General features: G+C 40.9%; 38 protein-coding genes. 36 read left to right on the top strand and 2 right to left on the bottom strand.

The annotated features are described in order from the left end of the window. Nucleotides 1-66 precede the first annotated feature (66 nt). The 36 genes from nrdD (at nucleotide 67) to N8L39_RS04470 (ending at nucleotide 21,128) form a co-directional block, all read left to right on the top strand. A complete protein-coding gene (nrdD, locus tag N8L39_RS04645; protein WP_261010171.1) occupies nucleotides 67-2,274 on the top strand; it encodes an anaerobic ribonucleoside-triphosphate reductase in 2,208 nt (735 codons plus the stop codon). 11 nt (nucleotides 2,275-2,285) lie between these two features. Beyond that, on the top strand, nucleotides 2,286-2,426 hold the full coding sequence (locus tag N8L39_RS04640) for a hypothetical protein (RefSeq protein WP_000521621.1): 141 nt from the start codon (nucleotides 2,286-2,288) through the stop codon (nucleotides 2,424-2,426). 43 nt (nucleotides 2,427-2,469) lie between these two features. Beyond that, nucleotides 2,470-2,976, top strand: coding sequence for a GNAT family N-acetyltransferase (locus N8L39_RS04635; RefSeq protein WP_261010172.1), 507 nt, complete (start codon nucleotides 2,470-2,472; stop codon nucleotides 2,974-2,976). Next, nucleotides 2,969-3,559 carry an anaerobic ribonucleoside-triphosphate reductase activating protein gene (gene nrdG, locus N8L39_RS04630; protein WP_261010173.1) on the top strand — a complete coding sequence of 197 codons (591 nt, stop codon included), beginning with the start codon at nucleotides 2,969-2,971 and terminating at the stop codon, nucleotides 3,557-3,559. Before N8L39_RS04635 ends, nrdG begins: the two co-directional genes overlap by 8 nt. A gap of 253 nt (nucleotides 3,560-3,812) precedes the next feature. Continuing rightward, entirely contained in the window at nucleotides 3,813-4,121 is a 309-nt protein-coding gene (gene rpsJ, locus N8L39_RS04625; RefSeq protein ID WP_001284513.1) for a 30S ribosomal protein S10, read from the top strand. An 82-nt stretch (nucleotides 4,122-4,203) separates the two neighbouring features. Next, a complete protein-coding gene (rplC, locus tag N8L39_RS04620) occupies nucleotides 4,204-4,830 on the top strand; it encodes a 50S ribosomal protein L3 (RefSeq protein ID WP_000160197.1) in 627 nt (208 codons plus the stop codon). A gap of 24 nt (nucleotides 4,831-4,854) precedes the next feature. Beyond that, nucleotides 4,855-5,478 (top strand): 50S ribosomal protein L4, encoded by a 624-nt coding sequence (rplD, locus tag N8L39_RS04615; RefSeq protein ID WP_000024547.1) that lies wholly within the window; start codon nucleotides 4,855-4,857, stop codon nucleotides 5,476-5,478. Beyond that, entirely contained in the window at nucleotides 5,478-5,774 is a 297-nt protein-coding gene (locus N8L39_RS04610) for a 50S ribosomal protein L23 (RefSeq protein ID WP_001055347.1), read from the top strand. The genes rplD and N8L39_RS04610 overlap by 1 nt, the downstream gene beginning before the upstream one ends. A 17-nt stretch (nucleotides 5,775-5,791) precedes the next feature. Further along, nucleotides 5,792-6,625, top strand: coding sequence for a 50S ribosomal protein L2 (rplB, locus tag N8L39_RS04605; protein WP_000512911.1), 834 nt, complete (start codon nucleotides 5,792-5,794; stop codon nucleotides 6,623-6,625). 103 nt (nucleotides 6,626-6,728) lie between these two features. Continuing rightward, a complete protein-coding gene (gene rpsS, locus N8L39_RS04600; RefSeq protein WP_000533766.1) occupies nucleotides 6,729-7,010 on the top strand; it encodes a 30S ribosomal protein S19 in 282 nt (93 codons plus the stop codon). Between the two features lie 11 nt (nucleotides 7,011-7,021). After that, nucleotides 7,022-7,366: a 50S ribosomal protein L22 gene (gene rplV / locus N8L39_RS04595; RefSeq protein WP_000818137.1), complete on the top strand. Its 345-nt coding sequence runs from the start codon at nucleotides 7,022-7,024 to the stop codon at nucleotides 7,364-7,366. Between the two features lie 12 nt (nucleotides 7,367-7,378). Beyond that, a complete protein-coding gene (gene rpsC, locus N8L39_RS04590) occupies nucleotides 7,379-8,032 on the top strand; it encodes a 30S ribosomal protein S3 (RefSeq protein ID WP_000529936.1) in 654 nt (217 codons plus the stop codon). Between the two features lie 3 nt (nucleotides 8,033-8,035). Continuing rightward, entirely contained in the window at nucleotides 8,036-8,449 is a 414-nt protein-coding gene (gene rplP / locus N8L39_RS04585; protein ID WP_000960946.1) for a 50S ribosomal protein L16, read from the top strand. Between the two features lie 9 nt (nucleotides 8,450-8,458). Continuing rightward, complete coding sequence (rpmC, locus tag N8L39_RS04580) at nucleotides 8,459-8,665, top strand: 50S ribosomal protein L29 (RefSeq protein ID WP_000772918.1); 207 nt, start codon at nucleotides 8,459-8,461, stop codon at nucleotides 8,663-8,665. A gap of 24 nt (nucleotides 8,666-8,689) precedes the next feature. Beyond that, nucleotides 8,690-8,950, top strand: a complete 261-nt coding sequence (gene rpsQ, locus N8L39_RS04575) for a 30S ribosomal protein S17 (protein ID WP_000440801.1) — start codon at nucleotides 8,690-8,692, stop codon at nucleotides 8,948-8,950. A gap of 25 nt (nucleotides 8,951-8,975) precedes the next feature. Further along, complete coding sequence (rplN, locus tag N8L39_RS04570; RefSeq protein WP_000616545.1) at nucleotides 8,976-9,344, top strand: 50S ribosomal protein L14; 369 nt, start codon at nucleotides 8,976-8,978, stop codon at nucleotides 9,342-9,344. A 78-nt stretch (nucleotides 9,345-9,422) separates the two neighbouring features. Further along, the gene (gene rplX, locus N8L39_RS04565) at nucleotides 9,423-9,728 is read left to right on the top strand and encodes a 50S ribosomal protein L24 (protein WP_000497691.1); all 306 of its coding nucleotides are present in this window, start codon (nucleotides 9,423-9,425) and stop codon (nucleotides 9,726-9,728) included. A gap of 23 nt (nucleotides 9,729-9,751) precedes the next feature. Then, the gene (rplE, locus tag N8L39_RS04560; protein ID WP_000013542.1) at nucleotides 9,752-10,294 is read left to right on the top strand and encodes a 50S ribosomal protein L5; all 543 of its coding nucleotides are present in this window, start codon (nucleotides 9,752-9,754) and stop codon (nucleotides 10,292-10,294) included. Between the two features lie 17 nt (nucleotides 10,295-10,311). Continuing rightward, the gene (locus N8L39_RS04555) at nucleotides 10,312-10,497 is read left to right on the top strand and encodes a type Z 30S ribosomal protein S14 (protein ID WP_001085697.1); all 186 of its coding nucleotides are present in this window, start codon (nucleotides 10,312-10,314) and stop codon (nucleotides 10,495-10,497) included. Between the two features lie 213 nt (nucleotides 10,498-10,710). Continuing rightward, nucleotides 10,711-11,109, top strand: coding sequence for a 30S ribosomal protein S8 (rpsH, locus tag N8L39_RS04550; RefSeq protein WP_000245504.1), 399 nt, complete (start codon nucleotides 10,711-10,713; stop codon nucleotides 11,107-11,109). Nucleotides 11,110-11,296: 187 nt separating this feature from the next. Continuing rightward, nucleotides 11,297-11,833, top strand: a complete 537-nt coding sequence (gene rplF / locus N8L39_RS04545) for a 50S ribosomal protein L6 (RefSeq protein ID WP_000086626.1) — start codon at nucleotides 11,297-11,299, stop codon at nucleotides 11,831-11,833. Nucleotides 11,834-11,916: 83 nt separating this feature from the next. Further along, a complete protein-coding gene (rplR, locus tag N8L39_RS04540) occupies nucleotides 11,917-12,273 on the top strand; it encodes a 50S ribosomal protein L18 (protein ID WP_000624044.1) in 357 nt (118 codons plus the stop codon). Between the two features lie 17 nt (nucleotides 12,274-12,290). Then, the gene (rpsE, locus tag N8L39_RS04535) at nucleotides 12,291-12,785 is read left to right on the top strand and encodes a 30S ribosomal protein S5 (RefSeq protein ID WP_000874202.1); all 495 of its coding nucleotides are present in this window, start codon (nucleotides 12,291-12,293) and stop codon (nucleotides 12,783-12,785) included. Nucleotides 12,786-12,798: 13 nt separating this feature from the next. After that, entirely contained in the window at nucleotides 12,799-12,981 is a 183-nt protein-coding gene (gene rpmD, locus N8L39_RS04530; protein ID WP_000057241.1) for a 50S ribosomal protein L30, read from the top strand. A gap of 144 nt (nucleotides 12,982-13,125) precedes the next feature. Then, complete coding sequence (rplO, locus tag N8L39_RS04525; protein WP_000766087.1) at nucleotides 13,126-13,566, top strand: 50S ribosomal protein L15; 441 nt, start codon at nucleotides 13,126-13,128, stop codon at nucleotides 13,564-13,566. Nucleotides 13,567-13,578: 12 nt separating this feature from the next. Next, nucleotides 13,579-14,889: a preprotein translocase subunit SecY gene (gene secY, locus N8L39_RS04520; protein WP_000465403.1), complete on the top strand. Its 1,311-nt coding sequence runs from the start codon at nucleotides 13,579-13,581 to the stop codon at nucleotides 14,887-14,889. A gap of 149 nt (nucleotides 14,890-15,038) precedes the next feature. Beyond that, nucleotides 15,039-15,677, top strand: coding sequence for an adenylate kinase (locus N8L39_RS04515; protein ID WP_049552540.1), 639 nt, complete (start codon nucleotides 15,039-15,041; stop codon nucleotides 15,675-15,677). 116 nt (nucleotides 15,678-15,793) lie between these two features. Next, nucleotides 15,794-16,012, top strand: coding sequence for a translation initiation factor IF-1 (gene infA, locus N8L39_RS04510; RefSeq protein WP_001029883.1), 219 nt, complete (start codon nucleotides 15,794-15,796; stop codon nucleotides 16,010-16,012). A gap of 24 nt (nucleotides 16,013-16,036) precedes the next feature. Further along, nucleotides 16,037-16,153 carry a 50S ribosomal protein L36 gene (rpmJ, locus tag N8L39_RS04505; RefSeq protein ID WP_001808836.1) on the top strand — a complete coding sequence of 39 codons (117 nt, stop codon included), beginning with the start codon at nucleotides 16,037-16,039 and terminating at the stop codon, nucleotides 16,151-16,153. Nucleotides 16,154-16,170: 17 nt separating this feature from the next. Then, nucleotides 16,171-16,536, top strand: coding sequence for a 30S ribosomal protein S13 (gene rpsM, locus N8L39_RS04500; RefSeq protein ID WP_000090781.1), 366 nt, complete (start codon nucleotides 16,171-16,173; stop codon nucleotides 16,534-16,536). A 17-nt stretch (nucleotides 16,537-16,553) separates the two neighbouring features. Beyond that, entirely contained in the window at nucleotides 16,554-16,937 is a 384-nt protein-coding gene (rpsK, locus tag N8L39_RS04495; RefSeq protein WP_001118385.1) for a 30S ribosomal protein S11, read from the top strand. A gap of 42 nt (nucleotides 16,938-16,979) precedes the next feature. After that, nucleotides 16,980-17,915: a DNA-directed RNA polymerase subunit alpha gene (locus N8L39_RS04490; protein WP_000568988.1), complete on the top strand. Its 936-nt coding sequence runs from the start codon at nucleotides 16,980-16,982 to the stop codon at nucleotides 17,913-17,915. An 11-nt stretch (nucleotides 17,916-17,926) separates the two neighbouring features. After that, the gene (rplQ, locus tag N8L39_RS04485; RefSeq protein WP_000331493.1) at nucleotides 17,927-18,313 is read left to right on the top strand and encodes a 50S ribosomal protein L17; all 387 of its coding nucleotides are present in this window, start codon (nucleotides 17,927-17,929) and stop codon (nucleotides 18,311-18,313) included. Nucleotides 18,314-18,577: 264 nt separating this feature from the next. Continuing rightward, entirely contained in the window at nucleotides 18,578-18,844 is a 267-nt protein-coding gene (locus N8L39_RS04480) for an ACT domain-containing protein (protein ID WP_261010174.1), read from the top strand. A gap of 9 nt (nucleotides 18,845-18,853) precedes the next feature. Continuing rightward, nucleotides 18,854-20,191, top strand: a complete 1,338-nt coding sequence (locus tag N8L39_RS04475) for a PFL family protein (RefSeq protein ID WP_124787535.1) — start codon at nucleotides 18,854-18,856, stop codon at nucleotides 20,189-20,191. A 244-nt stretch (nucleotides 20,192-20,435) separates the two neighbouring features. Then, a complete protein-coding gene (locus N8L39_RS04470) occupies nucleotides 20,436-21,128 on the top strand; it encodes a histidine phosphatase family protein (RefSeq protein ID WP_261010175.1) in 693 nt (230 codons plus the stop codon). Between the two features lie 99 nt (nucleotides 21,129-21,227). Here the strand turns inward: N8L39_RS04470 and N8L39_RS04465 are convergent, their stop codons facing one another. Together N8L39_RS04465 and N8L39_RS04460 are read right to left on the bottom strand one after the other, a co-directional pair. Next, complete coding sequence (locus N8L39_RS04465; protein ID WP_261010176.1) at nucleotides 21,228-22,886, bottom strand: ABC transporter permease; 1,659 nt, start codon at nucleotides 22,884-22,886, stop codon at nucleotides 21,228-21,230. Next, the gene (locus tag N8L39_RS04460; RefSeq protein WP_261010177.1) at nucleotides 22,876-23,967 is read right to left on the bottom strand and encodes an ABC transporter ATP-binding protein; all 1,092 of its coding nucleotides are present in this window, start codon (nucleotides 23,965-23,967) and stop codon (nucleotides 22,876-22,878) included. The genes N8L39_RS04465 and N8L39_RS04460 overlap by 11 nt, the downstream gene beginning before the upstream one ends. Between the last annotated feature and the right edge of the window lie 12 nt (nucleotides 23,968-23,979).

The following is a 23,979-nucleotide window of genomic DNA, read 5'->3' as shown; positions in this document are numbered from 1 at the left end:
ATTGATTTTTCTTTTTAGAGTGGTATAATACTTTTTAGAAAGAACATTTTAGAAAAGAGCATGCATATGATTGCACTAGAAGAAAAAATTACAATTTTGCCAACTCTCTTCGTTGAAAAACGAGATGGGAGACGTGTTGTATTTGATGTGGACAAGATTGACAAGGCTCTCCACAAGGCGGCTGACAAGGTTATGGATGTGACACCCCTGGTCGAAAAACGCCTCAATGCTCTGACCGAGCGAATTGTCACAGAAATTCATAGTCGCTTTCCACAGGGGGTTAAGATTTACGAAATTCAAAATATCGTAGAACATGAACTCCTTGAAGCCAAAGAATATGCGCTAGCTGAGGAGTATATTACTTATCGGACACAAAGGGATTTTGAGCGCTCAAAAGCGACAGATATTAACTTTAGTATCCATAAACTTCTCAACAAAGACCAGGCAGTTGTCAATGAAAATGCTAATAAAGACAGTGATGTCTTTAACACTCAGCGTGATTTGACAGCAGGTATTGTTGGGAAATCAATCGGACTGCAAATGCTTCCTAAGCACGTAGCCAATGCCCACCAAAAAGGGGATATTCACTATCATGATTTGGACTACAGCCCCTATACTCCTATGACCAACTGCTGTTTGATTGACTTTAAAGGTATGTTGGAAAATGGTTTTAAAATTGGAAATGCGGAGGTGGAGAGTCCTAAGTCTATCCAGACTGCAACAGCTCAGATTTCCCAAATCATTGCCAACGTTGCTTCTAGCCAGTATGGAGGCTGTTCAGCTGACCGTATCGATGAAGTCTTGGCGCCTTATGCAGAGAAGAATTACCAAAAACACCTCAAAGATGCGGAAGAATGGGTTTTACCTGAAAAACGGGAAGATTATGCCTGGAAGAAAACCCAAAAAGACATCTACGATGCTATGCAATCCCTTGAGTATGAAATCAATACTCTCTTCACTTCAAATGGCCAAACACCTTTTACTTCACTAGGTTTTGGTCTGGGAACCAATCGTTTTGAGCGTGAAATTCAAAAAGCTATCTTGAACATCCGAATCAAGGGACTTGGTTCGGAGCATCGCACAGCCATCTTCCCTAAACTCATCTTTACGCTTAAACGAGGCCTTAACTTAGAGGAAGGGACTCCCAACTACGACATCAAGCAGTTGGCTCTTGAGTGTGCAACCAAGCGGATGTATCCAGATGTTTTATCTTATGATAAGATTGTTGACTTGACTGGTTCTTTCAAGGTTCCTATGGGATGCCGTTCTTTCCTCCAAGGATGGAAAGACGAGAATGGTGTAGAAGTCAATTCAGGTCGGATGAATCTAGGTGTTGTGACAGTCAATCTGCCTCGTATCGCCCTCGAGTCTGAGGGCGATATGAATAAGTTCTGGGAAATCTTCAACGAGCGTATGAATATCGCTGAAGATGCTCTGGTTTACCGTGTCGAACGCACCAAAGAAGCGACGCCAGCAAATGCTCCTATCCTTTATCAATACGGTGCTTTTGGCCGTCGTCTAGGTAAAGAAGAAAGTGTTGACCAGCTCTTTAAGAATCGTCGTGCAACCGTTTCGCTGGGTTACATCGGTTTATACGAAGTGGCTACTGTCTTCTTTGGAAATAGCTGGGAACACAATCCAGACGCCAAGGAATTCACGCTGGATATCATTCGTGATATGAAACGCCGGGTGGAAGAGTGGTCAGACCAATATGGCTATCATTTCTCTATCTACTCAACACCGTCTGAAAGTTTGACAGACCGTTTCTGCCGACTAGATACAGAGAAGTTTGGCTCTATTCCTGATATCACGGATAAGGAATACTACACCAACTCTTTCCACTACGATGTTCGTAAAAATCCAACACCGTTTGAAAAATTAGACTTTGAGAAAGTCTATCCAGAAGCAGGTGCGTCAGGTGGTTTCATCCATTATTGTGAGTATCCAGTTCTTCAACAAAATCCTAAGGCCCTGGAAGCTGTCTGGGACTATGCCTATGACCGTGTCGGCTATCTAGGGACAAATACACCAATTGACCGTTGCTACAAGTGTGATTTTGAAGGGGATTTTGAACCAACTGAGAGAGGATTTGCTTGTCCAAACTGTGGTAATAGCGATCCTAAAACGGTGGATGTGGTCAAACGAACTTGTGGCTATCTAGGTAATCCTCAAGCAAGACCTATGGTCAACGGCCGTCACAAGGAAATCGCAGCGCGTGTCAAACACATGAATGGTTCAACGATTAAAATAGCTGGCCATCAAGTAACAAATTAGAAAGAAATGAAATGGGAAAATATCAATTAGACGATAAGGGGCGCGCACAAGTGACCCGTTATCATGAGAAACACTCTAAAGGTGGAGCTGGTAAGAAAGAACGTTTGCTTAGCCTCAGAGAACAATTTTTAAACAAGAATAAGAAAAAATAAAAGTGAGAGTCAGCTCTCGCTTTTCTCATAGTGGGAGGTAAGGATGGAACTACGCAGACCAAGATTAGCAGATAAAGAAACAGTTTTAGAGATGATGGCAGAGTTTGAAAAATATCAGTCGCCTCACGACGGTGGTTTCTGGGATACAGAAAATTTTTCTTATGAGGAATGGTTGGAAACAAATATGCAAAAAGAGATGGGAATAAACTTGCCTGAAAATCGTGTTCCTTCTATTCAATTTGTATCATTTGATGATGTAGGTCGTGCTCTAGGATTTTTGAATCTGCGGTTGAGACTGAATGAGAGACTGCTGAATTATGCTGGCCACATTGGCTACTCCATTCGTCCATCAGAAAGAGGTAAAGGTTATGCTAAAGAGACTCTCCGTCAGGGCTTGCAAATTACTAAGGAAAAGAACATCAAGAGAACGCTTGTGACCTGTAGCGTGAATAATCCTGCTAGCAGAGCAGTCATTTTAGCAAATGGAGGAATTCTTGAAGATGTTTGTAATGGAGTTGAGCGTTATTGGATAGAGGTAGCGAATGAATAATCCAAAACCACAAGAATGGAAAAGCGAGGAACTCAGTCAAGGGCGTATCATCGACTACAAAGCCTTTAACTTTGTAGATGGAGAGGGTGTGCGTAACTCCCTCTATGTATCAGGTTGCATGTTTCACTGCGAGGGATGTTATAATGTAGCGACTTGGTCTTTCAAGGCAGGAATTCCCTATACAGCAGAATTAGAAGAACAGATTATGGCAGATCTTGCTCAACCCTATGTTCAAGGCTTGACTTTGCTGGGAGGGGAGCCTTTTCTCAATACTGGGATTCTTTTGCCACTCGTTAAGCGGATTCGGAAGGAATTGCCAGATAAGGATATCTGGTCCTGGACGGGCTATACATGGGAAGAAATGATGTTGGAAACTCCAGATAAACTGGAACTATTGTCGCTAATTGACATCCTTGTCGATGGACGGTATGACCGAACTAAGAGAAATCTTATGCTTCAGTTTCGAGGTTCGTCCAACCAACGAATTATCGATGTGCAAAAATCTCTCAAAAGTGGGCAGATAGTGATTTGGGATAAGCTTAATGACGGAAAAGAAAGCTATGAACAGGTGAAGAGAGAGTAACTTTCTTCCATAAAATACTTAAATAAATGACCCGCCAAAAAAGAAAACATTTTCATGTTAAAAATTTTAAAAAACAGCAACAAATCCCTTGCAATCGCAGGGGCTTTGTGTTATTCTATTATGGTGCTGTAAATTACAGCCTTAGCTTTGATGCAAGAGGTTGCGACACGCTCGGTTGCATTGCCACGCAACACCGCGTCGGTTTTCTTGTGGAGCTAGCCTATTATCTTAAATAGACGAAAAGGAGAAAAAGATGGCAAACAAAAAAATCCGTATCCGTTTGAAAGCTTACGAACACCGTACGCTTGACACAGCGGCTGCAAAAATCGTAGAATCAGCTACTCGTACAGGTGCACAAGTTGCGGGTCCAATCCCACTTCCAACTGAACGTAGCCTCTACACAATCATTCGTGCGACTCACAAATATAAAGACTCTCGCGAACAATTTGAAATGCGTACACACAAACGTTTGATCGATATCGTTAACCCAACTCAAAAAACAGTTGATGCTTTGATGAAATTGGATCTTCCAAGTGGTGTAAACGTAGAAATCAAACTTTAATATAAAGCTTGATATCTTGAGCATAAAAAACGCTCGTTAAAAACTTTTTGAATAAAAAATATAGAAAAGGAACTATTTTCTCATGACAAAAGGAATCTTAGGGAAAAAAGTGGGAATGACTCAAATCTTCACTGAAGCTGGCGAATTGATCCCTGTAACAGTTATTGAAGCAACTCCAAACGTTGTTCTTCAAGTTAAAACTGTTGAAACAGACGGATACAACGCTATCCAAGTTGGTTTCGATGACAAACGCGAAGTATTGAGCAACAAACCTGCTAAAGGACATGTAGCGAAAGCTAACACGGCTCCTAAGCGCTTCATTCGTGAATTCAAAAACGTTGAAGGCTTGGAAGTTGGTGCTGAAATCACAGTTGAAACATTCGCAGCTGGAGACGTTGTTGACGTAACTGGTACTTCTAAAGGTAAAGGTTTCCAAGGTGTTATCAAACGCCACGGACAATCACGTGGACCAATGGCTCACGGTTCTCGTTACCACCGTCGTCCAGGTTCTATGGGACCTGTTGCACCTAACCGCGTATTCAAAGGTAAAAACCTTGCAGGACGTATGGGTGGTGACCGTGTAACAATTCAAAACCTTGAAGTTGTACAAGTTGTTCCAGAAAAGAACGTTATCCTTATCAAAGGTAACGTACCAGGTGCTAAGAAATCTCTTATCACTATCAAGTCAGCAGTTAAAGCTGGTAAATAATAAGGAAAGGGGAATACAGTCAAAATGGCAAATGTAACATTATTCGACCAAACTGGTAAACAAGCTGGCGAAGTTGTTCTTAACGATGCAATCTTTGGTATCGAACCAAATGAATCTGTTGTGTTTGATGTGATCATCAGCCAACGTGCTAGCCTTCGTCAAGGAACTCACGCAGTTAAAAACCGCTCAGCTGTTTCAGGTGGCGGACGCAAACCATGGCGTCAAAAAGGAACTGGACGTGCTCGTCAAGGTTCTATCCGCTCTCCACAATGGCGTGGTGGTGGAATCGTCTTCGGACCAACTCCACGTAGCTATGCGTACAAACTTCCTCAAAAAGTTCGTCGCCTTGCGCTTAAATCTGTTTACTCAGAAAAAGTTGCTGAAAATAAATTTGTAGCCGTTGATTCTCTTGAATTTACAGCTCCAAAAACTGCTGAATTTGCAAAAGTTCTTGCAGCTTTGAGCATCGATTCTAAAGTCCTTGTTATTCTTGAAGAAGGAAACGAATTCGCAGCTCTCTCAGCTCGTAACCTTCCAAACGTGAAAGTTGCGACTGCTACAACTGCAAGTGTTCTTGACATCGCAAATAGTGACAAACTTCTTGTTACTCAAGCAGCTATCTCTAAAATCGAGGAGGTTCTTGCATAATGAATTTGTATGATGTTATCAAAAAACCTGTAATCACTGAAAGCTCAATGGCTCAACTTGAAGCAGGAAAATATGTATTTGAAGTTGACACTCGTGCACATAAACTTTTGATCAAGCAAGCTGTTGAAGCTGCTTTCGAAGGTGTTAAAGTTGCTAATGTTAACACAATCAACGTAAAACCAAAAGCTAAACGTGTTGGACGTTACACTGGTTTTACTAACAAAACTAAAAAAGCTATCATCACACTTACAGCTGATTCTAAAGCAATCGAGTTGTTTGCTGCTGAAGCTGAATAATCTAAGGAGGAAATATCGTGGGAATTCGTGTTTATAAACCAACAACAAACGGTCGCCGTAATATGACTTCTTTGGATTTCGCTGAAATCACAACAAGCACTCCTGAAAAATCATTGCTTGTTGCATTGAAGAGCAAGGCTGGTCGTAACAACAACGGTCGTATCACAGTTCGTCACCAAGGTGGTGGACATAAACGTTTCTACCGTTTGGTTGACTTCAAACGTAACAAAGACAACGTTGAAGCAGTTGTTAAAACAATCGAGTACGATCCAAACCGTTCTGCAAACATCGCTCTTGTACACTACACTGACGGTGTGAAAGCGTACATCATCGCTCCAAAAGGTCTTGAAGTTGGTCAACGTATCGTTTCAGGTCCAGAAGCAGATATCAAAGTCGGAAACGCTCTTCCACTTGCTAACATTCCAGTTGGTACTTTGATCCACAACATCGAGTTGAAACCAGGTCGTGGTGGTGAATTGGTACGTGCTGCTGGAGCTTCTGCTCAAGTATTGGGTTCTGAAGGTAAATACGTTCTTGTTCGTCTTCAATCTGGCGAAGTACGTATGATCCTTGGAACTTGTCGTGCTACAGTTGGTGTTGTCGGAAACGAACAACATGGACTTGTTAACCTTGGTAAAGCAGGACGTAGCCGTTGGAAAGGTATCCGCCCAACAGTTCGTGGTTCTGTAATGAACCCTAACGATCACCCACACGGTGGTGGTGAAGGTAAAGCACCAGTTGGTCGTAAAGCACCATCTACTCCATGGGGCAAACCTGCTCTTGGTCTTAAAACTCGTAACAAGAAAGCGAAATCTGACAAACTTATCGTTCGTCGTCGCAACGAGAAATAATATTAAACTAGTCGCTTAAGTAACTAGTAAATCCGCCAGCTCGGTAGCGCTCCATGTGAGCGCAAGCCGCTGTGGTACAACATTTAAAGGAGAAAATATAAAAATGGGACGCAGTCTTAAAAAAGGACCTTTCGTCGATGAGCATTTGATGAAAAAAGTTGAAGCTCAAGCTAACGACGAAAAGAAAAAAGTTATTAAAACTTGGTCACGTCGTTCAACGATCTTCCCAAGTTTCATTGGTTACACTATCGCAGTTTATGACGGACGTAAACACGTACCTGTTTACATCCAAGAAGACATGGTAGGTCACAAACTTGGTGAATTTGCACCAACTCGTACTTACAAAGGTCACGCTGCAGACGACAAGAAAACACGTAGAAAATAAGGAGAACATAAATGGCAGAAATTACTTCAGCTAAAGCAATGGCTCGTACAGTACGTGTTTCACCTCGTAAATCACGTCTTGTTCTTGATAACATCCGTGGTAAAAGCGTAGCCGATGCAATCGCAATCTTGACATTCACTCCAAACAAAGCTGCTGAAATCATCTTGAAAGTTTTGAACTCAGCTGTAGCTAACGCTGAAAACAACTTTGGTTTGGATAAAGCTAACTTGGTAGTATCTGAAGCATTCGCAAACGAAGGACCAACTATGAAACGTTTCCGTCCACGTGCGAAAGGTTCAGCTTCACCAATCAACAAACGTACAGCTCACATCACTGTAGCTGTTGCAGAAAAATAAGGAGGTAAAATCGTGGGTCAAAAAGTACATCCAATTGGTATGCGTGTCGGCATCATCCGTGATTGGGATGCCAAATGGTATGCTGAAAAAGAATACGCGGATTACCTTCATGAAGATCTTGCAATCCGTAAATTCGTTCAAAAAGAACTTGCTGACGCAGCAGTTTCAACTATAGAAATCGAACGCGCAGTAAACAAAGTTAACGTTTCACTTCACACTGCTAAACCAGGTATGGTAATCGGTAAAGGTGGTGCTAACGTTGATGCACTCCGTGCAAAACTTAACAAATTGACTGGAAAACAAGTACACATCAATATCATCGAAATCAAACAACCTGATTTGGATGCTCACCTTGTAGGTGAAGGTATTGCTCGTCAATTGGAGCAACGTGTTGCTTTCCGTCGTGCACAAAAACAAGCAATCCAACGTGCAATGCGTGCGGGAGCTAAAGGAATCAAAACTCAAGTATCAGGTCGTTTGAACGGTGCAGATATCGCCCGTGCTGAAGGATACTCTGAAGGAACTGTTCCACTTCACACACTTCGTGCAGATATCGATTACGCTTGGGAAGAAGCAGATACTACATACGGTAAACTTGGTGTTAAAGTATGGATCTACCGTGGTGAAGTTCTTCCAGCTCGCAAAAACACTAAAGGAGGTAAATAACCAATGTTAGTACCTAAACGTGTTAAACACCGTCGTGAATTCCGTGGAAAAATGCGCGGTGAAGCAAAAGGTGGAAAAGAAGTAGCATTCGGTGAATACGGTCTTCAAGCTACAACTAGCCACTGGATCACTAACCGCCAAATCGAAGCTGCTCGTATCGCCATGACTCGTTACATGAAACGTGGTGGTAAAGTTTGGATTAAAATCTTCCCACACAAATCATACACTGCTAAAGCTATCGGTGTGCGTATGGGATCTGGTAAAGGGGCACCTGAAGGTTGGGTAGCACCAGTTAAACGTGGTAAAGTGATGTTCGAAATCGCTGGTGTATCTGAAGAGATCGCTCGCGAAGCGCTTCGTCTTGCTAGCCACAAATTGCCAGTTAAATGTAAATTCGTAAAACGTGAAGCAGAATAAGGAGAAGGCATGAAACTTAATGAAGTAAAAGAATTTGTTAAAGAACTTCGTGGTCTTTCTCAAGAAGAACTCGCGAAGCGCGAAAACGAATTGAAAAAAGAATTGTTTGAACTTCGTTTCCAAGCTGCTACTGGTCAATTGGAACAAACAGCTCGCTTGAAAGAAGTTAAAAAACAAATCGCTCGTATCAAAACAGTTCAATCTGAAGCGAAATAATAGACTAGGGAAGGAGAAATTTCAATGGAACGCAATAATCGTAAAGTTCTTGTTGGACGTGTTGTATCTGACAAAATGGACAAGACAATCACAGTTGTAGTTGAAACAAAACGTAACCACCCAGTCTATGGTAAACGTATTAACTACTCTAAAAAATACAAAGCTCATGATGAAAACAATGTTGCCAAAGAAGGCGATATCGTACGTATCATGGAAACTCGTCCGCTTTCAGCTACAAAACGTTTCCGTCTTGTAGAAGTTGTTGAAGAAGCGGTCATCATCTAATCAAACCTGAAAGGAGAAAACTGAAATGATTCAAACAGAAACTCGTTTGAAAGTCGCAGACAACAGCGGTGCTCGCGAAATCTTGACTATCAAAGTTCTTGGTGGTTCAGGACGTAAATTTGCAAACATCGGTGATGTTATCGTGGCATCTGTAAAACAAGCTACTCCTGGTGGTGCGGTTAAAAAAGGTGACGTTGTTAAAGCAGTTATCGTTCGTACTAAATCAGGTGCTCGTCGTGCTGATGGTTCATACATCAAATTTGACGAAAACGCAGCAGTTATCATCCGTGAAGACAAAACTCCTCGCGGAACACGTATCTTTGGCCCAGTTGCACGTGAATTGCGTGAAGGTGGCTTCATGAAGATCGTGTCACTTGCTCCAGAAGTACTTTAATTTTTAGAAACAAACTAGTCCCCTGGATTTACCTCCAGGGTGCCCTTATGGGCGTAAGAAAAATCAAGGAGAAACCTAATGTTTGTAAAAAAAGGCGACAAAGTTCGCGTAATCGCTGGTAAAGATAAGGGAACAGAAGCTGTTGTCCTTACTGCCCTTCCAAAAGTAAACAAAGTTATCGTTGAAGGTGTTAACATCGTTAAGAAACACCAACGTCCAACTAACGAGCTTCCTCAAGGTGGTATCATCGAGAAAGAAGCAGCTATCCACGTATCAAACGTTCAAGTTTTGGACAAAAATGGTGTAGCTGGTCGTGTTGGTTACAAATTTGTAGACGGTAAAAAAGTTCGCTACAACAAAAAATCAGGCGAAGTGCTTGATTAATCACGAAGGAAAGGAGAAGTATAATGGCAAATCGTTTAAAAGAAAAATATCTTAATGAAGTAGTTCCTGCTTTGACAGAACAATTCAACTACTCATCAGTGATGGCTGTGCCTAAAGTAGATAAGATCGTTTTGAACATGGGTGTTGGTGAAGCTGTATCAAACGCTAAAAGCCTTGAAAAAGCTGCTGAAGAATTGGCACTTATCTCAGGTCAAAAACCACTTATCACTAAAGCTAAAAAATCAATCGCCGGCTTCCGTCTTCGTGAAGGTGTTGCGATCGGTGCAAAAGTTACCCTTCGTGGTGAACGTATGTACGAATTCTTGGATAAATTGGTTTCAGTTTCACTTCCACGTGTACGTGACTTCCACGGTGTTCCAACAAAATCATTTGATGGACGCGGAAACTACACACTTGGTGTGAAAGAACAATTGATCTTCCCAGAAATCAACTTCGATGACGTTGACAAAACTCGTGGTCTTGACATCGTTATCGTAACAACTGCTAACACTGACGAAGAGTCACGTGCATTGCTTACAGGCCTTGGAATGCCTTTTGCAAAATAATATAGGAGGTAAATCTAATGGCTAAAAAATCAATGATTGCTAAGAACAAACGTCCAGCGAAGTTCTCTACTCAAGCTTATACTCGTTGTGAAAAATGTGGTCGTCCACATTCAGTTTACCGCAAATTTAAACTTTGCCGTGTTTGCTTCCGTGAATTAGCTTACAAAGGACAAATCCCTGGTGTAACAAAAGCATCTTGGTAATATCATGATACAAAGAGCGTAACAACCACAGCAAAAATAGGAAATTTGGTGTAGGAGCGATGCTCCAAAACAAATTTATCTTTTTTGCCCAGGTTGTAGCTCGTGTTCAAATAAGAGTTTTCTTATTTGAATGTATCAATACTATCTGAGCCTAGCTCAATCATTAACTAGCAAGTGCAACTTGCAAACTACTAGTAAGAGGAGAAAAACAAAATGGTTATGACTGACCCAATCGCAGACTTCCTAACTCGTATTCGTAACGCTAACCAAGCAAAACACGAAGTACTTGAAGTACCTGCATCAAACATCAAAAAAGGGATTGCTGAAATCCTTAAACGCGAAGGTTTTGTAAAAAACGTTGAAATCATCGAAGATGACAAACAAGGCATCATCCGTGTATTCCTTAAATACGGACCAAACGGTGAAAAAGTTATCACTAACTTGAAACGTGTTTCTAAACCAGGACTTCGTGTCTACAAAAAACGTGAAGACCTTCCAAAAGTTCTTAACGGACTTGGAATTGCTATCCTTTCAACTTCTGAAGGTTTGCTTACTGATAAAGAAGCACGCCAAAAGAATGTTGGTGGAGAAGTTATCGCTTACGTTTGGTAATATTTAGCTCCCAATTTCTTTGTGACTCTTCGTTATCGTCTCTTGCCTAACCCAAAGTTATATCTGCGAGACGATGCCTAGATTCACTTTGACATTGAAACCTAAATGTTCCTTTAAATCGAGAAATCGATTTAACCCCGTGAAAACTGGCCGTTATGGCCTGACAATTTAACAGGAGAAAATAAACATGTCACGTATTGGTAATAAAGTTATCGTGTTGCCTGCTGGTGTTGAAATCACTAACAATGACAACGTTGTAACTGTAAAAGGACCTAAAGGAGAACTTACTCGTGAGTTCTCAAAAGATATTGAAATTCGTGTGGAAGGTACTGAAGTAACTCTTCACCGTCCAAACGATTCAAAAGAAATGAAAACTATCCACGGAACTACTCGTGCTCTTTTGAACAACATGGTTGTTGGTGTATCAGAAGGATTTAAGAAAGAACTTGAAATGCGCGGGGTTGGTTACCGTGCACAACTTCAAGGATCTAAACTTGTTTTGGCTGTTGGTAAATCTCATCCAGACGAAGTTGAAGCCCCAGAAGGAATTACTTTTGAACTTCCAAACCCAACAACAATCGTTGTTAGCGGAATTTCAAAAGAAGTAGTTGGTCAAACAGCTGCTTACGTACGTAGCCTTCGTTCACCAGAACCATATAAAGGTAAAGGTATCCGTTACGTTGGTGAATTCGTTCGCCGTAAAGAAGGTAAAACAGGTAAATAATGTTGAGTGGTTGATTCTCAACCACCAATCTATTTTCCAACTTTGTGCATAGCACACGATTTAAAACTAAAGAGGTGAAAACTGTGATTTCAAAACCAGATAAAAACAAACTCCGCCAAAAACGCCACCGTCGCGTTCGCGGAAAACTCTCTGGAACTGCTGATCGCCCACGTTTGAACGTATTCCGTTCTAATACAGGCATCTACGCTCAAGTGATTGATGACGTAGCGGGTGTAACGCTCGCAAGTGCTTCAACTCTTGACAAAGAAGTTTCAAAAGGAACTAAAACTGAACAAGCCGTTGCTGTCGGTAAACTCGTTGCAGAACGTGCAAACGCTAAAGGTATTTCAGAAGTGGTGTTCGACCGCGGTGGATATCTATATCACGGACGTGTGAAAGCTTTGGCTGATGCAGCTCGTGAAAACGGATTGAAATTCTAATAGGAGGACACTAGAAAATGGCATTTAAAGACAATGCAGTTGAATTAGAAGAACGCGTAGTTGCTGTCAACCGTGTTACAAAAGTTGTTAAAGGTGGACGTCGTCTTCGTTTCGCAGCTCTTGTTGTTGTTGGTGACCACAACGGTCGCGTAGGATTTGGTACTGGTAAAGCTCAAGAAGTTCCAGAAGCAATCCGTAAAGCAGTAGATGATGCTAAGAAAAACTTGATCGAAGTTCCTATGGTTGGAACAACAATCCCACACGAAGTTCTTTCAGAATTCGGTGGAGCTAAAGTATTGTTGAAACCTGCTGTAGAAGGTTCTGGAGTTGCCGCTGGTGGTGCAGTTCGTGCCGTTGTGGAATTGGCAGGTGTGGCAGATATTACATCTAAATCACTTGGTTCTAACACTCCAATCAACATTGTTCGTGCGACTGTTGAAGGTTTGAAACAATTGAAACGCGCTGAAGAAGTTGCTGCCCTTCGTGGTATTTCAGTTTCTGATTTGGCATAAGAAAGGGGATAAAATGGCTCAAATTAAAATTACTTTGACTAAGTCTCCAATCGGACGCATTCCATCACAACGTAAAACTGTTGTAGCACTTGGACTTGGCAAATTGAACAGCTCTGTTATTAAAGAAGATAACGCTGCTATCCGTGGTATGATCACTGCAGTATCTCATTTGGTAACAGTTGAAGAAGTAAACTAATGAATTTTTAGGGGATGTGCACTATACCATCCCCTAAAACTAGATATAGTCATCTATGATGATGTCGTATAGGCGAGTTGATGGGGGAGACAACCTTTTCTCCCTTATCGGCGCTAGCATTTTACAAAAGAGGAGAAAATAAAAATGAAACTTCATGAATTGAAACCTGCAGAAGGTTCTCGTAAAGTACGTAACCGCGTTGGTCGTGGTACTTCATCAGGTAACGGTAAAACATCTGGTCGTGGTCAAAAAGGTCAAAAAGCTCGTAGCGGTGGCGGAGTTCGCCTTGGTTTTGAAGGTGGACAAACTCCATTGTTCCGTCGTCTTCCAAAACGTGGATTCACTAACATCAACGCTAAAGAATACGCAATTGTGAACCTTGACCAATTGAACGTCTTTGAAGATGGTGCTGAAGTTACTCCAGTTGTTCTTATCGAAGCAGGAATTGTTAAAGCTGAAAAATCAGGTATTAAAATTCTTGGTAACGGTGAGTTGACTAAGAAATTGACTGTGAAAGCAGCTAAATTCTCTAAATCAGCTGAAGAAGCTATCACTGCTAAAGGTGGTTCAGTAGAAGTCATCTAAGAGAGGTGACCTATGTTTTTTAAATTATTAAGAGAAGCTCTTAAAGTCAAGCAGGTTCGATCAAAAATTTTATTTACAATTTTTATCGTTTTGGTCTTTCGTATCGGAACTAGCATTACAGTTCCCGGTGTGAATGCTAATAGCTTGAATGCTTTAAGTGGATTATCCTTCTTAAATATGTTGAGCTTGGTGTCAGGGAATGCCATGAAAAACTTCTCAGTTTTTGCTCTTGGTGTTAGTCCCTACATTACGGCCTCTATCGTTGTCCAACTCTTGCAAATGGATATTTTACCCAAGTTTGTAGAGTGGGGTAAACAAGGGGAAGTAGGTCGAAGAAAATTAAATCAAGCTACTCGTTATATTGCTCTTGTTCTAGCCTTTGTGCAATCTATCGGGATTACAGCTGGTTTTAATACTTTAGCTGGAGCTCAATTGTTGAAAACAGCTCTTACTCCACAAGTCTTTATCATGATTGGTATCATCTTAACAGCTGGTAGTATGATTGTGACTTGGTTGGGAGAGCAAATTACAGATAAGGGATACGGAAATGGTGTTTCTATGATTATCTTTGCCGGGATTGTTGCCTCAATTCCAGAGATGATTCAGGGCATCTATGTGGACTACTTTGTGAACGTCCCAAGTAGCCGTATCAACTCATCTATCATTTTCGTAATCATTTTGATTATTACTGTTTTGTTGATCATTTACTTTACAACTTATGTTCAACAAGCAGAATACAAAATTCCAATCCAATATACTAAGGTTGCACAAGGTGCTCCATCTAGCTCTTACCTTCCTTTGAAGGTAAACCCTGCTGGAGTTATCCCTGTTATCTTTGCAAGTTCGATTACTGCAGCGCCAGCGGCTATTCTTCAGTTTTTGAGCGCTACAGGTCATGATTGGGCTTGGGTAAGAACAGCACAAGAAATGCTGGCAACAACTTCACCAACTGGTATTGCCATGTATGCTTTGTTGATTATTCTCTTTACATTCTTCTATACGTTTGTACAGATTAATCCTGAAAAAGCGGCAGAGAACCTACAAAAGAGCGGTGCCTATATCCACGGAGTCCGTCCTGGTAAAGGTACAGAAGAATATATGTCTAAACTTCTTCGTCGTCTTGCAACTGTTGGTTCCCTCTTCCTTGGTGTGATTTCTATTTTACCGATTGTAGCAAAAGATGTTTTCGGACTTTCAGAAGCAGTTGCTTTTGGAGGAACCAGTCTTTTGATCATTATCTCTACAGGTATTGAAGGAATCAAACAATTGGAAGGTTACCTATTGAAACGTAAGTATGTTGGTTTCATGGACAGAACAGAATAAAAGTATTTACTGAGTCAGTAAATACTGAGGGAGTGGAGGTTTAACTCTAACATTAGTGAGAGTTTGGTCTCCCCTCTTCTATTTTGTTTTTAAATAGGGGTGAAAAGATTTTTTGCTTCTATTTAAAAATAAAATAAGGAGATCAAATCATGAATCTTTTGATTATGGGCTTACCTGGTGCAGGTAAGGGAACTCAAGCAGCAAAAATCGTAGAACAATTCCATGTTGCACATATCTCAACAGGTGATATGTTCCGCGCTGCTATGGCAAATCAAACTGAAATGGGTGTTCTTGCTAAGTCATACATTGACAAGGGTGAATTGGTTCCTGACGAAGTGACAAATGGAATCGTAAAAGAACGTCTTTCACAAGATGATATTAAAGAAACAGGATTCTTGTTGGATGGTTACCCGCGTACAATCGAACAAGCTCATGCCTTGGACAAAACATTGGCTGAACTTGGCATTGAACTAGAAGGTGTCATCAACATTAAAGTGAATCCAGATAGCCTCTTGGAACGTTTGAGTGGCCGTATCATCCACCGCGTAACTGGAGAAACTTTCCACAAGGTCTTTAACCCACCAGTTGACTATAAAGAAGAAGATTACTACCAACGTGAAGATGATAAGCCTGAGACAGTAAAACGTCGTTTGGACGTTAATATTGCTCAAGGAGAACCAATCATTGCTCACTACCGTGCTAAAGGTTTGGTTCATGACATCGAAGGTAATCAAGATATCAATGATGTCTTTTCAGATATCGAAAAAGTATTGACAAATTTGAAATAAAGCGTTTTTCACACTTGCAAAAATCCGCTACAAATGTTATACTGAGATAGTCTGACTTATAATTGTTGTCTCTGTGTCTAGAGGCATCGAATCGAAATTTATGGAGGTGCTTTTGCGTGGCAAAAGACGATGTGATTGAAGTTGAAGGCAAAGTAGTTGATACAATGCCGAATGCAATGTTTACGGTTGAACTTGAAAATGGACATCAGATTTTAGCAACAGTTTCTGGTAAAATTCGTAAAAACTATATTCGTATTTTAGCGGGAGATCGTGTTACTGTCGAAATGAGTCCATATGACTTGACACGTGGACGTATCACTTACCGCTTTAAATAATCGAAAAACTTGGAGGGATAAGAAATGAAAGTAAGACCATCGGTCAAACCAATTTGCGAATACTGTAAAGTTATTCGTCGTAATGGTCGTGTTATGGTAATTTGCCCAGCAAATCCAAAACACAAACAACGTCAAGGATAAGATAGAAAGGAGAAAACATGGCTCGTATTGCTGGAGTTGACATTCCAAATGACAAACGCGTAGTAATCTCATTGACTTATGTTTATGGTATCGGACTTGCAACATCTAAGAAAATTTTGGCTGCTGCTGGAATCTCAGAAGATGTTCGTGTACGTGATCTTACATCAGATCAAGAAGATGCTATCCGTCGTGAAGTGGATGCAATCAAAGTTGAAGGTGACCTTCGTCGTGAAGTAAACTTGAACATCAAACGTTTGATGGAAATCGGTTCATACCGTGGTATCCGTCACCGTCGTGGACTTCCTGTCCGTGGACAAAACACTAAAAACAACGCTCGCACTCGTAAAGGTAAAGCTGTTGCGATTGCTGGTAAGAAAAAATAATATAGGAGGTAAAAGTCTTGGCTAAACCAACACGTAAACGTCGTGTGAAAAAGAATATCGAATCTGGTATTGCTCATATTCACGCTACATTTAATAACACTATTGTTATGATTACTGATGTGCATGGTAATGCAATTGCTTGGTCATCAGCTGGTGCTCTTGGTTTCAAAGGTTCTCGTAAATCTACACCATTCGCTGCTCAAATGGCTTCTGAAGCTGCTGCTAAATCTGCACAAGAACACGGTCTTAAATCAGTTGAAGTTACTGTAAAAGGTCCAGGTTCTGGTCGTGAGTCAGCTATTCGTGCGCTTGCTGCCGCTGGTCTTGAAGTAACAGCAATTCGTGATGTGACTCCAGTGCCACACAATGGTGCTCGTCCTCCAAAACGTCGCCGTGTATAATCATCGCATTACACTGCTTTTCGTTTAAGAGGGAGTAACTAAATGATCGAGTTTGAAAAACCAAATATAACAAAAATTGATGAAAATAAAGATTATGGCAAGTTTGTAATCGAACCACTTGAACGTGGCTACGGTACAACTCTTGGTAACTCTCTTCGTCGTGTACTTCTAGCTTCTCTACCAGGAGCAGCTGTGACATCTATCAATATTGATGGTGTGTTGCATGAGTTTGACACAGTTCCAGGTGTTCGTGAAGACGTGATGCAAATCATTCTGAACATTAAAGGAATTGCAGTGAAATCGTACGTTGAAGACGAAAAAATCATCGAACTGGATGTTGAAGGTCCTGCTGAAGTAACAGCTGGTGACATTTTGACAGATAGCGATATTGAAATTGTAAATCCAGATCATTATCTCTTTACAATCGGTGAAGGTTCTTCGCTAAAAGCGACTATGACTGTTAACAGTGGTCGTGGATATGTACCTGCTGATGAAAATAAAAAAGATAATGCACCAGTTGGAACACTTGCTGTAGATTCTATTTATACACCAGTTACAAAAGTCAACTATCAAGTGGAACCTGCTCGTGTAGGTAGCAATGATGGATTTGACAAATTAACCCTTGAAATCTTGACAAATGGAACAATTATTCCAGAAGATGCTTTAGGGCTTTCAGCACGTATTTTGACAGAACATCTTGATTTGTTTACAAATCTTACTGAGATTGCTAAGTCAACTGAAGTGATGAAAGAAGCTGACACTGAATCTGACGATCGTATTTTGGATCGTACGATTGAGGAACTGGACTTGTCTGTGCGTTCATACAACTGTTTGAAACGTGCCGGTATCAATACTGTGCATGATTTGACAGAAAAATCTGAAGCAGAGATGATGAAAGTACGAAATCTTGGACGCAAGAGTTTGGAAGAAGTGAAACTCAAACTCATTGATTTGGGTCTTGGATTAAAAGATAAATAAAGGAGGAATACATGGCTTACCGTAAACTAGGACGCACTAGCTCACAACGTAAAGCAATGCTTCGCGATTTGACAACTGACCTTTTGATCAACGAATCAATCGTGACAACTGAAGCTCGTGCTAAAGAAATCCGTAAAACTGTTGAAAAAATGATTACTCTAGGTAAACGTGGTGATTTGCATGCACGTCGTCAAGCAGCTGCTTTCGTACGTAATGAAATCGCATCTGAAAACTATGATGAAGCAACTGATAAGTACACTTCTACTACAGCACTTCAAAAATTGTTCTCAGAAATCGCACCTCGTTATGCTGAACGTAACGGTGGATACACTCGTATCCTTAAAACTGAACCACGTCGTGGTGATGCAGCGCCAATGGCGATCATCGAATTAGTATAAAATCATCAATTTTGTTGAGTGTTATGATGATGGAGTCTTGTGCTCTTAGTCTAGCTCTGGTCTACCGCTAGGATTTCGGTCCTAGCGGGAACACTCATCATAAGTTGAGATAGTAGACGCTTGTTTACGAAATTGTTTTTTTCTTAAGAACAACTTCGTAAGCAGGCGTTTTTGAGTATTTTAGTTGGAATTATGCTATACTATTTGAAAAGAATCCTGTTTAATGTTCAGGTTTCCTATTAAAAGAAGAATTGGAGTTTGCTTATGAAAGCGATTATAACTGTTGTTGGTAAAGATAAATCTGGAATTGTTGCAGGTGTTTCTGGTAAAATTGCAGAATTGGGTTTGAATATTGATGATATCTCTCAAACTGTTTTGGATGAATATTTCACGATGATGGCTATCGTCTCTAGTGATAAAAAGCAAGATTTTACCTATCTTCGTAATGAATTTGAAGCTTTTGGGCAAACTTTGAATGTGAAAATCAACATTCAGAGTGCAGCGATTTTCGAAGCTATGTATAATATCTAGGAGGTTATCATGGATATTAGACAAGTTACTGAAACCATCGCCATGATTGAGGAGCAAAACTTCGATATCAGAACTATTACCATGGGGATTTCTCTTTTGGACTGTATCGATCCGGATATCAATCGTGCTGCGGAGAAAATTTATCAAAAGATTACGACCAAGGCAGCTAATTTAGTGACTGTTGGTGACGAAATTGCAGCTGAGTTGGGAATTCCTATCGTTAATAAGCGTGTATCGGTGACTCCTATTTCTCTGATTGGGGCCGCGACAGATGCGACGGACTATGTGGTTCTGGCAAAAGCGCTTGATAAGGCTGCGAAAGAAATCGGTGTGGACTTTATTGGTGGTTTCTCTGCCTTGGTACAAAAAGGGTATCAAAAGGGAGATGAGATTCTAATCAATTCTATTCCTCGTGCTTTGGCTGAAACGGATAAGGTTTGCTCGTCAGTTAATATTGGCTCAACCAAGTCTGGTATTAATATGACGGCTGTGGCAGATATGGGACGAGTTATTAAGGAAACGGCTAATCTATCAGATATGGGAGCGGCCAAGTTGGTTGTATTCGCTAATGCTGTTGAGGACAATCCATTTATGGCGGGTGCCTTTCATGGTGTTGGGGAGGCAGATGTTATCATCAATGTCGGAGTTTCTGGTCCTGGTGTTGTGAAACGTGCCTTGGAAAAAGTTCGTGGACAGAGCTTTGATGTAGTAGCCGAAACAGTTAAGAAAACTGCCTTTAAAATCACTCGTATCGGTCAATTGGTTGGTCAGATGGCTAGTGAAAGACTGGGTGTGGAGTTTGGTATTGTGGACTTGAGTTTGGCGCCAACTCCTGCGGTTGGAGATTCTGTTGCACGTGTCCTTGAGGAAATGGGACTTGAGACAGTTGGAACACACGGGACGACGGCTGCTTTGGCTCTCTTGAATGACCAAGTTAAGAAGGGTGGAGTTATGGCCTGCAACCAAGTCGGTGGTTTGTCTGGTGCCTTTATCCCTGTTTCTGAGGATGAGGGGATGATTGCTGCAGTGCAAAATGGTTCTCTTAATTTGGAAAAACTAGAAGCTATGACGGCTATCTGTTCTGTTGGATTGGATATGATTGCCATTCCAGAAGATACTCCTGCTGAAACCATTGCGGCTATGATTGCGGATGAGGCTGCAATTGGTGTCATTAACATGAAAACAACGGCTGTTCGTATCATTCCTAAAGGAAAAGAGGGAGATATGATTGAATTTGGTGGTCTTCTTGGTACAGCTCCAGTTATGAAAGTCAATGGGGCTTCGTCTGTTGATTTCATCTCTCGTGGAGGACAAATCCCAGCACCAATTCATAGTTTTAAAAATTAAGAAAATAGGAGAAATTTTAAGTTCTATTTAAGGTTAGGTGTGTATACTATAATCATTAAATAAAGACCTCCTAATATTATTTGAAACAGATAACACTGATTTAGTTTGAATTTGATTTTCATCTAATATCTTTATTTAATAGAACTCCTAAACTTTTTCATAATAATCTCCTGCAAAAGTCGCCTGTCTGGGTGGCTTTTGTTTTATCATCCATGATATAATAGAAGCAAACGGAGGACGGGAAATGGTAAAAGTACGATTGTATTTGGTACGTCATGGCAAGACCATGTTTAACACGATTGGTCGCGCGCAAGGTTGGAGCGATACTCCCTTAACAGCTGAAGGTGAGCGAGGGATTCAAGAATTAGGAATCGGTTTGCGAGAATCTGGTCTGCAGTTTGAGCGCGCTTATTCGAGTGATTCTGGGCGCACAATTCAGACTATGGGAATCATTCTTGAAGAACTTGGCTTGCAGGGGAAAATCCCTTATCGCATGGACAAGCGTATCAGGGAATGGTGTTTTGGTAGCTTTGACGGGGCCTACGATGGCGATCTTTTCATGGGCATTATTCCTCGTATCTTTAATGTGGACCACGTTCACCAATTGTCTTATGCTGAGCTGGCTGAGGGCTTGGTAGAGGTCGATACAGCTGGTTGGGCTGAAGGCTGGGAAAAACTCAGTGGCCGAATCAAGGAAGGATTTGAAGCGATTGCCAAGGAAATGGAAGAACAAGATGGGGGCAACGCTCTTGTCGTGAGCCACGGAATGACCATTGGAACCATTGTTTATTTGATTAATGGCATGCATCCGCATGGTCTAGATAATGGTAGCGTGACGATTCTTGAATATGAGGACGGCCAGTTTAGCGTAGAAATTGTCGGCGACCGTAGTTACCGAGAACTAGGACGTGAGAAGATGGAGGAAGCCTCTATTTAATCAGTCTAGACTTGCTTGCCATGAGCTAGGAATTTGATAAGAATATCAAGATAAGAAAAAACAGCCGAGAATTCTTTCGGCTGTTTTTGATGGGGAAAACTAAAGTGTAATGCTATTGCTTTTAGAGATTTTCATAAACAAGAGCAAGGAACCTACTGTTAGAACAGTCAGGATAGTTGACAAGGCTGCGGCTACACCGTAATTCCCCCTGAGAACCTCTGTATAAATAGCTACAGTCATTGTTCTTGTTTTTACATTGTAGAGGAGGATAGAAGTAGAGAGTTCTGAAATCATTGTGACCCAAGATAGGATGGCTCCAGAAATAATACCAGATAGCATCATTGGAGTTGTAATCTTGGCAAAGGTATTGAGACGATTACTTCCTAAGCTCTCAGCGGCTTCTTCAATACTTGGTGCTATTTGTTGCAAGCTAGCAACAGATGAGCGAATAGTATAAGGTAATCTTCTGACAGATAGAGACATAATCAAGATGAAAGCTGTCCCTGTAATCATAAGAAATCCACTTCCAAATAGTCCAGTATTGAAGGAAGAAATGAAGGCAATCCCTAGAACGGTTCCTGGTACAATATAAGGGACCATACTGAGGCTGTCAATTAAGTTTGTAAACAAATTCCGTTTTCTAACGGCTAGGTAGGAGATAAATGTTGCAAATAGGACAACTAGAACTAAGGCAATCAAAGGGATACGAATGGTATTGAAAATAGCAGATCCCATACGATTGAAAGCTACCTTGTAACTGTTTAGAGAATAGCCTTTGACAAATACCATACCTGATGTTTTTAGGAAAGAAGTATAAATCAAGTAGACTTGAGGTAGAACAGAGAACAAGATAATTCCGTAGACTGTTGCATAAATGGCAACCATTTTTCCTTTTGTGGTTTTTTTAGGCTCAATTGGGTGGAGCGAGTTCATGCTGAAACTGTAGCGATTTGAAATGTATTTTTGGATAAGGAAAATTGCCAAGGCAATGATAATCGCCATAATTGCTAAAGCAGATGCAAAAGCTGAATTTCCTCCAACCTCGCTAATAAATTGAGTATAAATCAAGACGGGGAAAGTCCGATATCCTTCACCAATCAACATAGGCGTTCCAAAGTCTGAGAATGCTCTCATAAATACAAGCAAGGCAGCAGCTAGTAAGGTTGGAACTAGGAGAGGTAAAACAACCGTTACGATACGCTTAAATCCGAAGGACCCCATGCTTTCAGCAGCTTCAAGTAGAGAATTGTCAATACTTTTCATTGTTCCGGCAACGTATAGAAATACCAGTGGGAATAGTTGCAGTGTAAAGACAAGTACAATTCCTTTGAATCCATAAATATCGATAGCTGGAAGATGAAGGGAATTTGTCAGGAATTTAGTAATGACCCCGTTTCGTCCCAGCAAGAGAATCCAGGAGTAGGCTCCTACGAAAGGAGCTGACATGGAAGCAATGATAATCAATATTTGTAGAAATTTCTTTCCCTTGAAGTCATACATAGAGAAGAGATAAGCTAATAGGGTTCCTACGACCAAGGAAGTGACAGTAGCGGTAATGGAAACCTTGAAACTGTTGACAAGTGTCTCAGAGTAGTAGGCTTTACTAAAGAAAGTGACAAAATTAGCTAGTGAGAATTGTCCTTCATGTATGAGTGCTTGCTTGAGCACGGTAACGATAGGATAAACGAGAAAGACAAGATAGGTAAGAAAGATGAAGAAAGAGGAGGCTGTCCAAATATTTAGTTTTTTACGTTCCATGGTTGGCTCCTTTTATCAGGTTTTGTGAACCATCTGCAGAAAAGACGTTTAATTTTTGAGTATTGATTCGTAGACGAATACGATCGCCTTTTTGTAGATCTTCTTCAAAAGTTGATTCTTCGCTAACTTGAATTTTTGAGGCAAATCCTGTTTCGATGAAGTATTCAGTATTCAGTCCAAGATAGACGCTATCGCTAATAGTTCCTTCAATATCTCCAGATTCATCTTTGATAAACTCTTCAGGACGAATGCTTACATGAATAGCTTGTTCCTCAGCCTGATCAAGGGCTGGCATTCGAAGAGCATAGCCATCTGAAAAGGCGATATAAGCGCCGTCGCTCCGTTTTTCGAGATTGGCAGGGATAATATTTGTGCGTCCGATAAAGGTTGCTACAAACTCATTAGCTGGTTTATGATAGAGTTCTTTTGGTCGGCCGATTTGTTGGATGACTCCGTCTTTCATAACAGCAATTTGGTCTGAAATAGCCATGGCTTCTTCTTGGTCGTGGGTTACATAAACAGTTGTAATTCCCACTTCGTGTTGGATTTCTCGGATGGCTTGACGCATATCCAAGCGAAGTTTGGCATCCAGATTACTAAGTGGCTCGTCCATGAGGAGAACACTTGGATTAACCGCTAAGGCACGTGCCAAGGCGACACGTTGTTGTTGTCCACCACTGAGCTTATCGGGCTTTCGATCCGCATATTGAGCAATTTGCATGAGTTCAAGATACTTATTGGTCTGTTGTACCAATTCTTCTTTAGGGACTTTCTTTTGCTTGAGACCAAAAGCGACATTATCTCGGACAGTCAAATGTGGGAAAATAGCGTAGTTTTGGAAAACCATGCCGATATTGCGTTTGCTGGGTTCCATATTATTGATTTTTGTATCATCGAAGTAAAATTCTCCACCTTCGATACTGTTGAAACCTGCAATCATACGAAGAAGGGTCGTTTTCCCACACCCTGAAGGACCAAGGATGGTAAAGAGACTTCCTTTGGGAACTGTAATATTTAAATTATCAATAACAGGAACATCGTGGTAGATTTTTTTGGCGTTAATAATTTTGATCTCACTCATAGTGAACCTCTT

Origin of the sequence: Streptococcus mitis (assembly GCF_946190285.1) — a bacterium.
GTDB lineage: Bacteria > Bacillota > Bacilli > Lactobacillales > Streptococcaceae > Streptococcus > Streptococcus mitis_CP.
The sequence above is the reverse complement of the archived record's forward strand: the minus strand, read 5'-3'. Positions and strand labels throughout refer to the sequence as shown.

Coding starts and splice junctions, on each gene's coding strand:
- nrdD (WP_261010171.1), top strand. CDS start 67: ATGATTGCACTAGAAGAAAAAATTACAATTTTGCCAACTCTCTTCGTT.
- N8L39_RS04640 (WP_000521621.1), top strand. CDS start 2,286: ATGGGAAAATATCAATTAGACGATAAGGGGCGCGCACAAGTGACCCGT.
- N8L39_RS04635 (WP_261010172.1), top strand. CDS start 2,470: ATGGAACTACGCAGACCAAGATTAGCAGATAAAGAAACAGTTTTAGAG.
- nrdG (WP_261010173.1), top strand. CDS start 2,969: ATGAATAATCCAAAACCACAAGAATGGAAAAGCGAGGAACTCAGTCAA.
- rpsJ (WP_001284513.1), top strand. CDS start 3,813: ATGGCAAACAAAAAAATCCGTATCCGTTTGAAAGCTTACGAACACCGT.
- rplC (WP_000160197.1), top strand. CDS start 4,204: ATGACAAAAGGAATCTTAGGGAAAAAAGTGGGAATGACTCAAATCTTC.
- rplD (WP_000024547.1), top strand. CDS start 4,855: ATGGCAAATGTAACATTATTCGACCAAACTGGTAAACAAGCTGGCGAA.
- N8L39_RS04610 (WP_001055347.1), top strand. CDS start 5,478: ATGAATTTGTATGATGTTATCAAAAAACCTGTAATCACTGAAAGCTCA.
- rpsS (WP_000533766.1), top strand. CDS start 6,729: ATGGGACGCAGTCTTAAAAAAGGACCTTTCGTCGATGAGCATTTGATG.
- rplV (WP_000818137.1), top strand. CDS start 7,022: ATGGCAGAAATTACTTCAGCTAAAGCAATGGCTCGTACAGTACGTGTT.
- rplP (WP_000960946.1), top strand. CDS start 8,036: ATGTTAGTACCTAAACGTGTTAAACACCGTCGTGAATTCCGTGGAAAA.
- rpmC (WP_000772918.1), top strand. CDS start 8,459: ATGAAACTTAATGAAGTAAAAGAATTTGTTAAAGAACTTCGTGGTCTT.
- rpsQ (WP_000440801.1), top strand. CDS start 8,690: ATGGAACGCAATAATCGTAAAGTTCTTGTTGGACGTGTTGTATCTGAC.
- rplN (WP_000616545.1), top strand. CDS start 8,976: ATGATTCAAACAGAAACTCGTTTGAAAGTCGCAGACAACAGCGGTGCT.
- rplX (WP_000497691.1), top strand. CDS start 9,423: ATGTTTGTAAAAAAAGGCGACAAAGTTCGCGTAATCGCTGGTAAAGAT.
- rplE (WP_000013542.1), top strand. CDS start 9,752: ATGGCAAATCGTTTAAAAGAAAAATATCTTAATGAAGTAGTTCCTGCT.
- N8L39_RS04555 (WP_001085697.1), top strand. CDS start 10,312: ATGGCTAAAAAATCAATGATTGCTAAGAACAAACGTCCAGCGAAGTTC.
- rpsH (WP_000245504.1), top strand. CDS start 10,711: ATGGTTATGACTGACCCAATCGCAGACTTCCTAACTCGTATTCGTAAC.
- rplF (WP_000086626.1), top strand. CDS start 11,297: ATGTCACGTATTGGTAATAAAGTTATCGTGTTGCCTGCTGGTGTTGAA.
- rpsE (WP_000874202.1), top strand. CDS start 12,291: ATGGCATTTAAAGACAATGCAGTTGAATTAGAAGAACGCGTAGTTGCT.
- rpmD (WP_000057241.1), top strand. CDS start 12,799: ATGGCTCAAATTAAAATTACTTTGACTAAGTCTCCAATCGGACGCATT.
- rplO (WP_000766087.1), top strand. CDS start 13,126: ATGAAACTTCATGAATTGAAACCTGCAGAAGGTTCTCGTAAAGTACGT.
- secY (WP_000465403.1), top strand. CDS start 13,579: ATGTTTTTTAAATTATTAAGAGAAGCTCTTAAAGTCAAGCAGGTTCGA.
- N8L39_RS04515 (WP_049552540.1), top strand. CDS start 15,039: ATGAATCTTTTGATTATGGGCTTACCTGGTGCAGGTAAGGGAACTCAA.
- rpmJ (WP_001808836.1), top strand. CDS start 16,037: ATGAAAGTAAGACCATCGGTCAAACCAATTTGCGAATACTGTAAAGTT.
- rpsM (WP_000090781.1), top strand. CDS start 16,171: ATGGCTCGTATTGCTGGAGTTGACATTCCAAATGACAAACGCGTAGTA.
- N8L39_RS04490 (WP_000568988.1), top strand. CDS start 16,980: ATGATCGAGTTTGAAAAACCAAATATAACAAAAATTGATGAAAATAAA.
- rplQ (WP_000331493.1), top strand. CDS start 17,927: ATGGCTTACCGTAAACTAGGACGCACTAGCTCACAACGTAAAGCAATG.
- N8L39_RS04480 (WP_261010174.1), top strand. CDS start 18,578: ATGAAAGCGATTATAACTGTTGTTGGTAAAGATAAATCTGGAATTGTT.
- N8L39_RS04475 (WP_124787535.1), top strand. CDS start 18,854: ATGGATATTAGACAAGTTACTGAAACCATCGCCATGATTGAGGAGCAA.
- N8L39_RS04470 (WP_261010175.1), top strand. CDS start 20,436: ATGGTAAAAGTACGATTGTATTTGGTACGTCATGGCAAGACCATGTTT.
- N8L39_RS04465 (WP_261010176.1), bottom strand. CDS start 22,886: ATGGAACGTAAAAAACTAAATATTTGGACAGCCTCCTCTTTCTTCATC.
- N8L39_RS04460 (WP_261010177.1), bottom strand. CDS start 23,967: ATGAGTGAGATCAAAATTATTAACGCCAAAAAAATCTACCACGATGTT.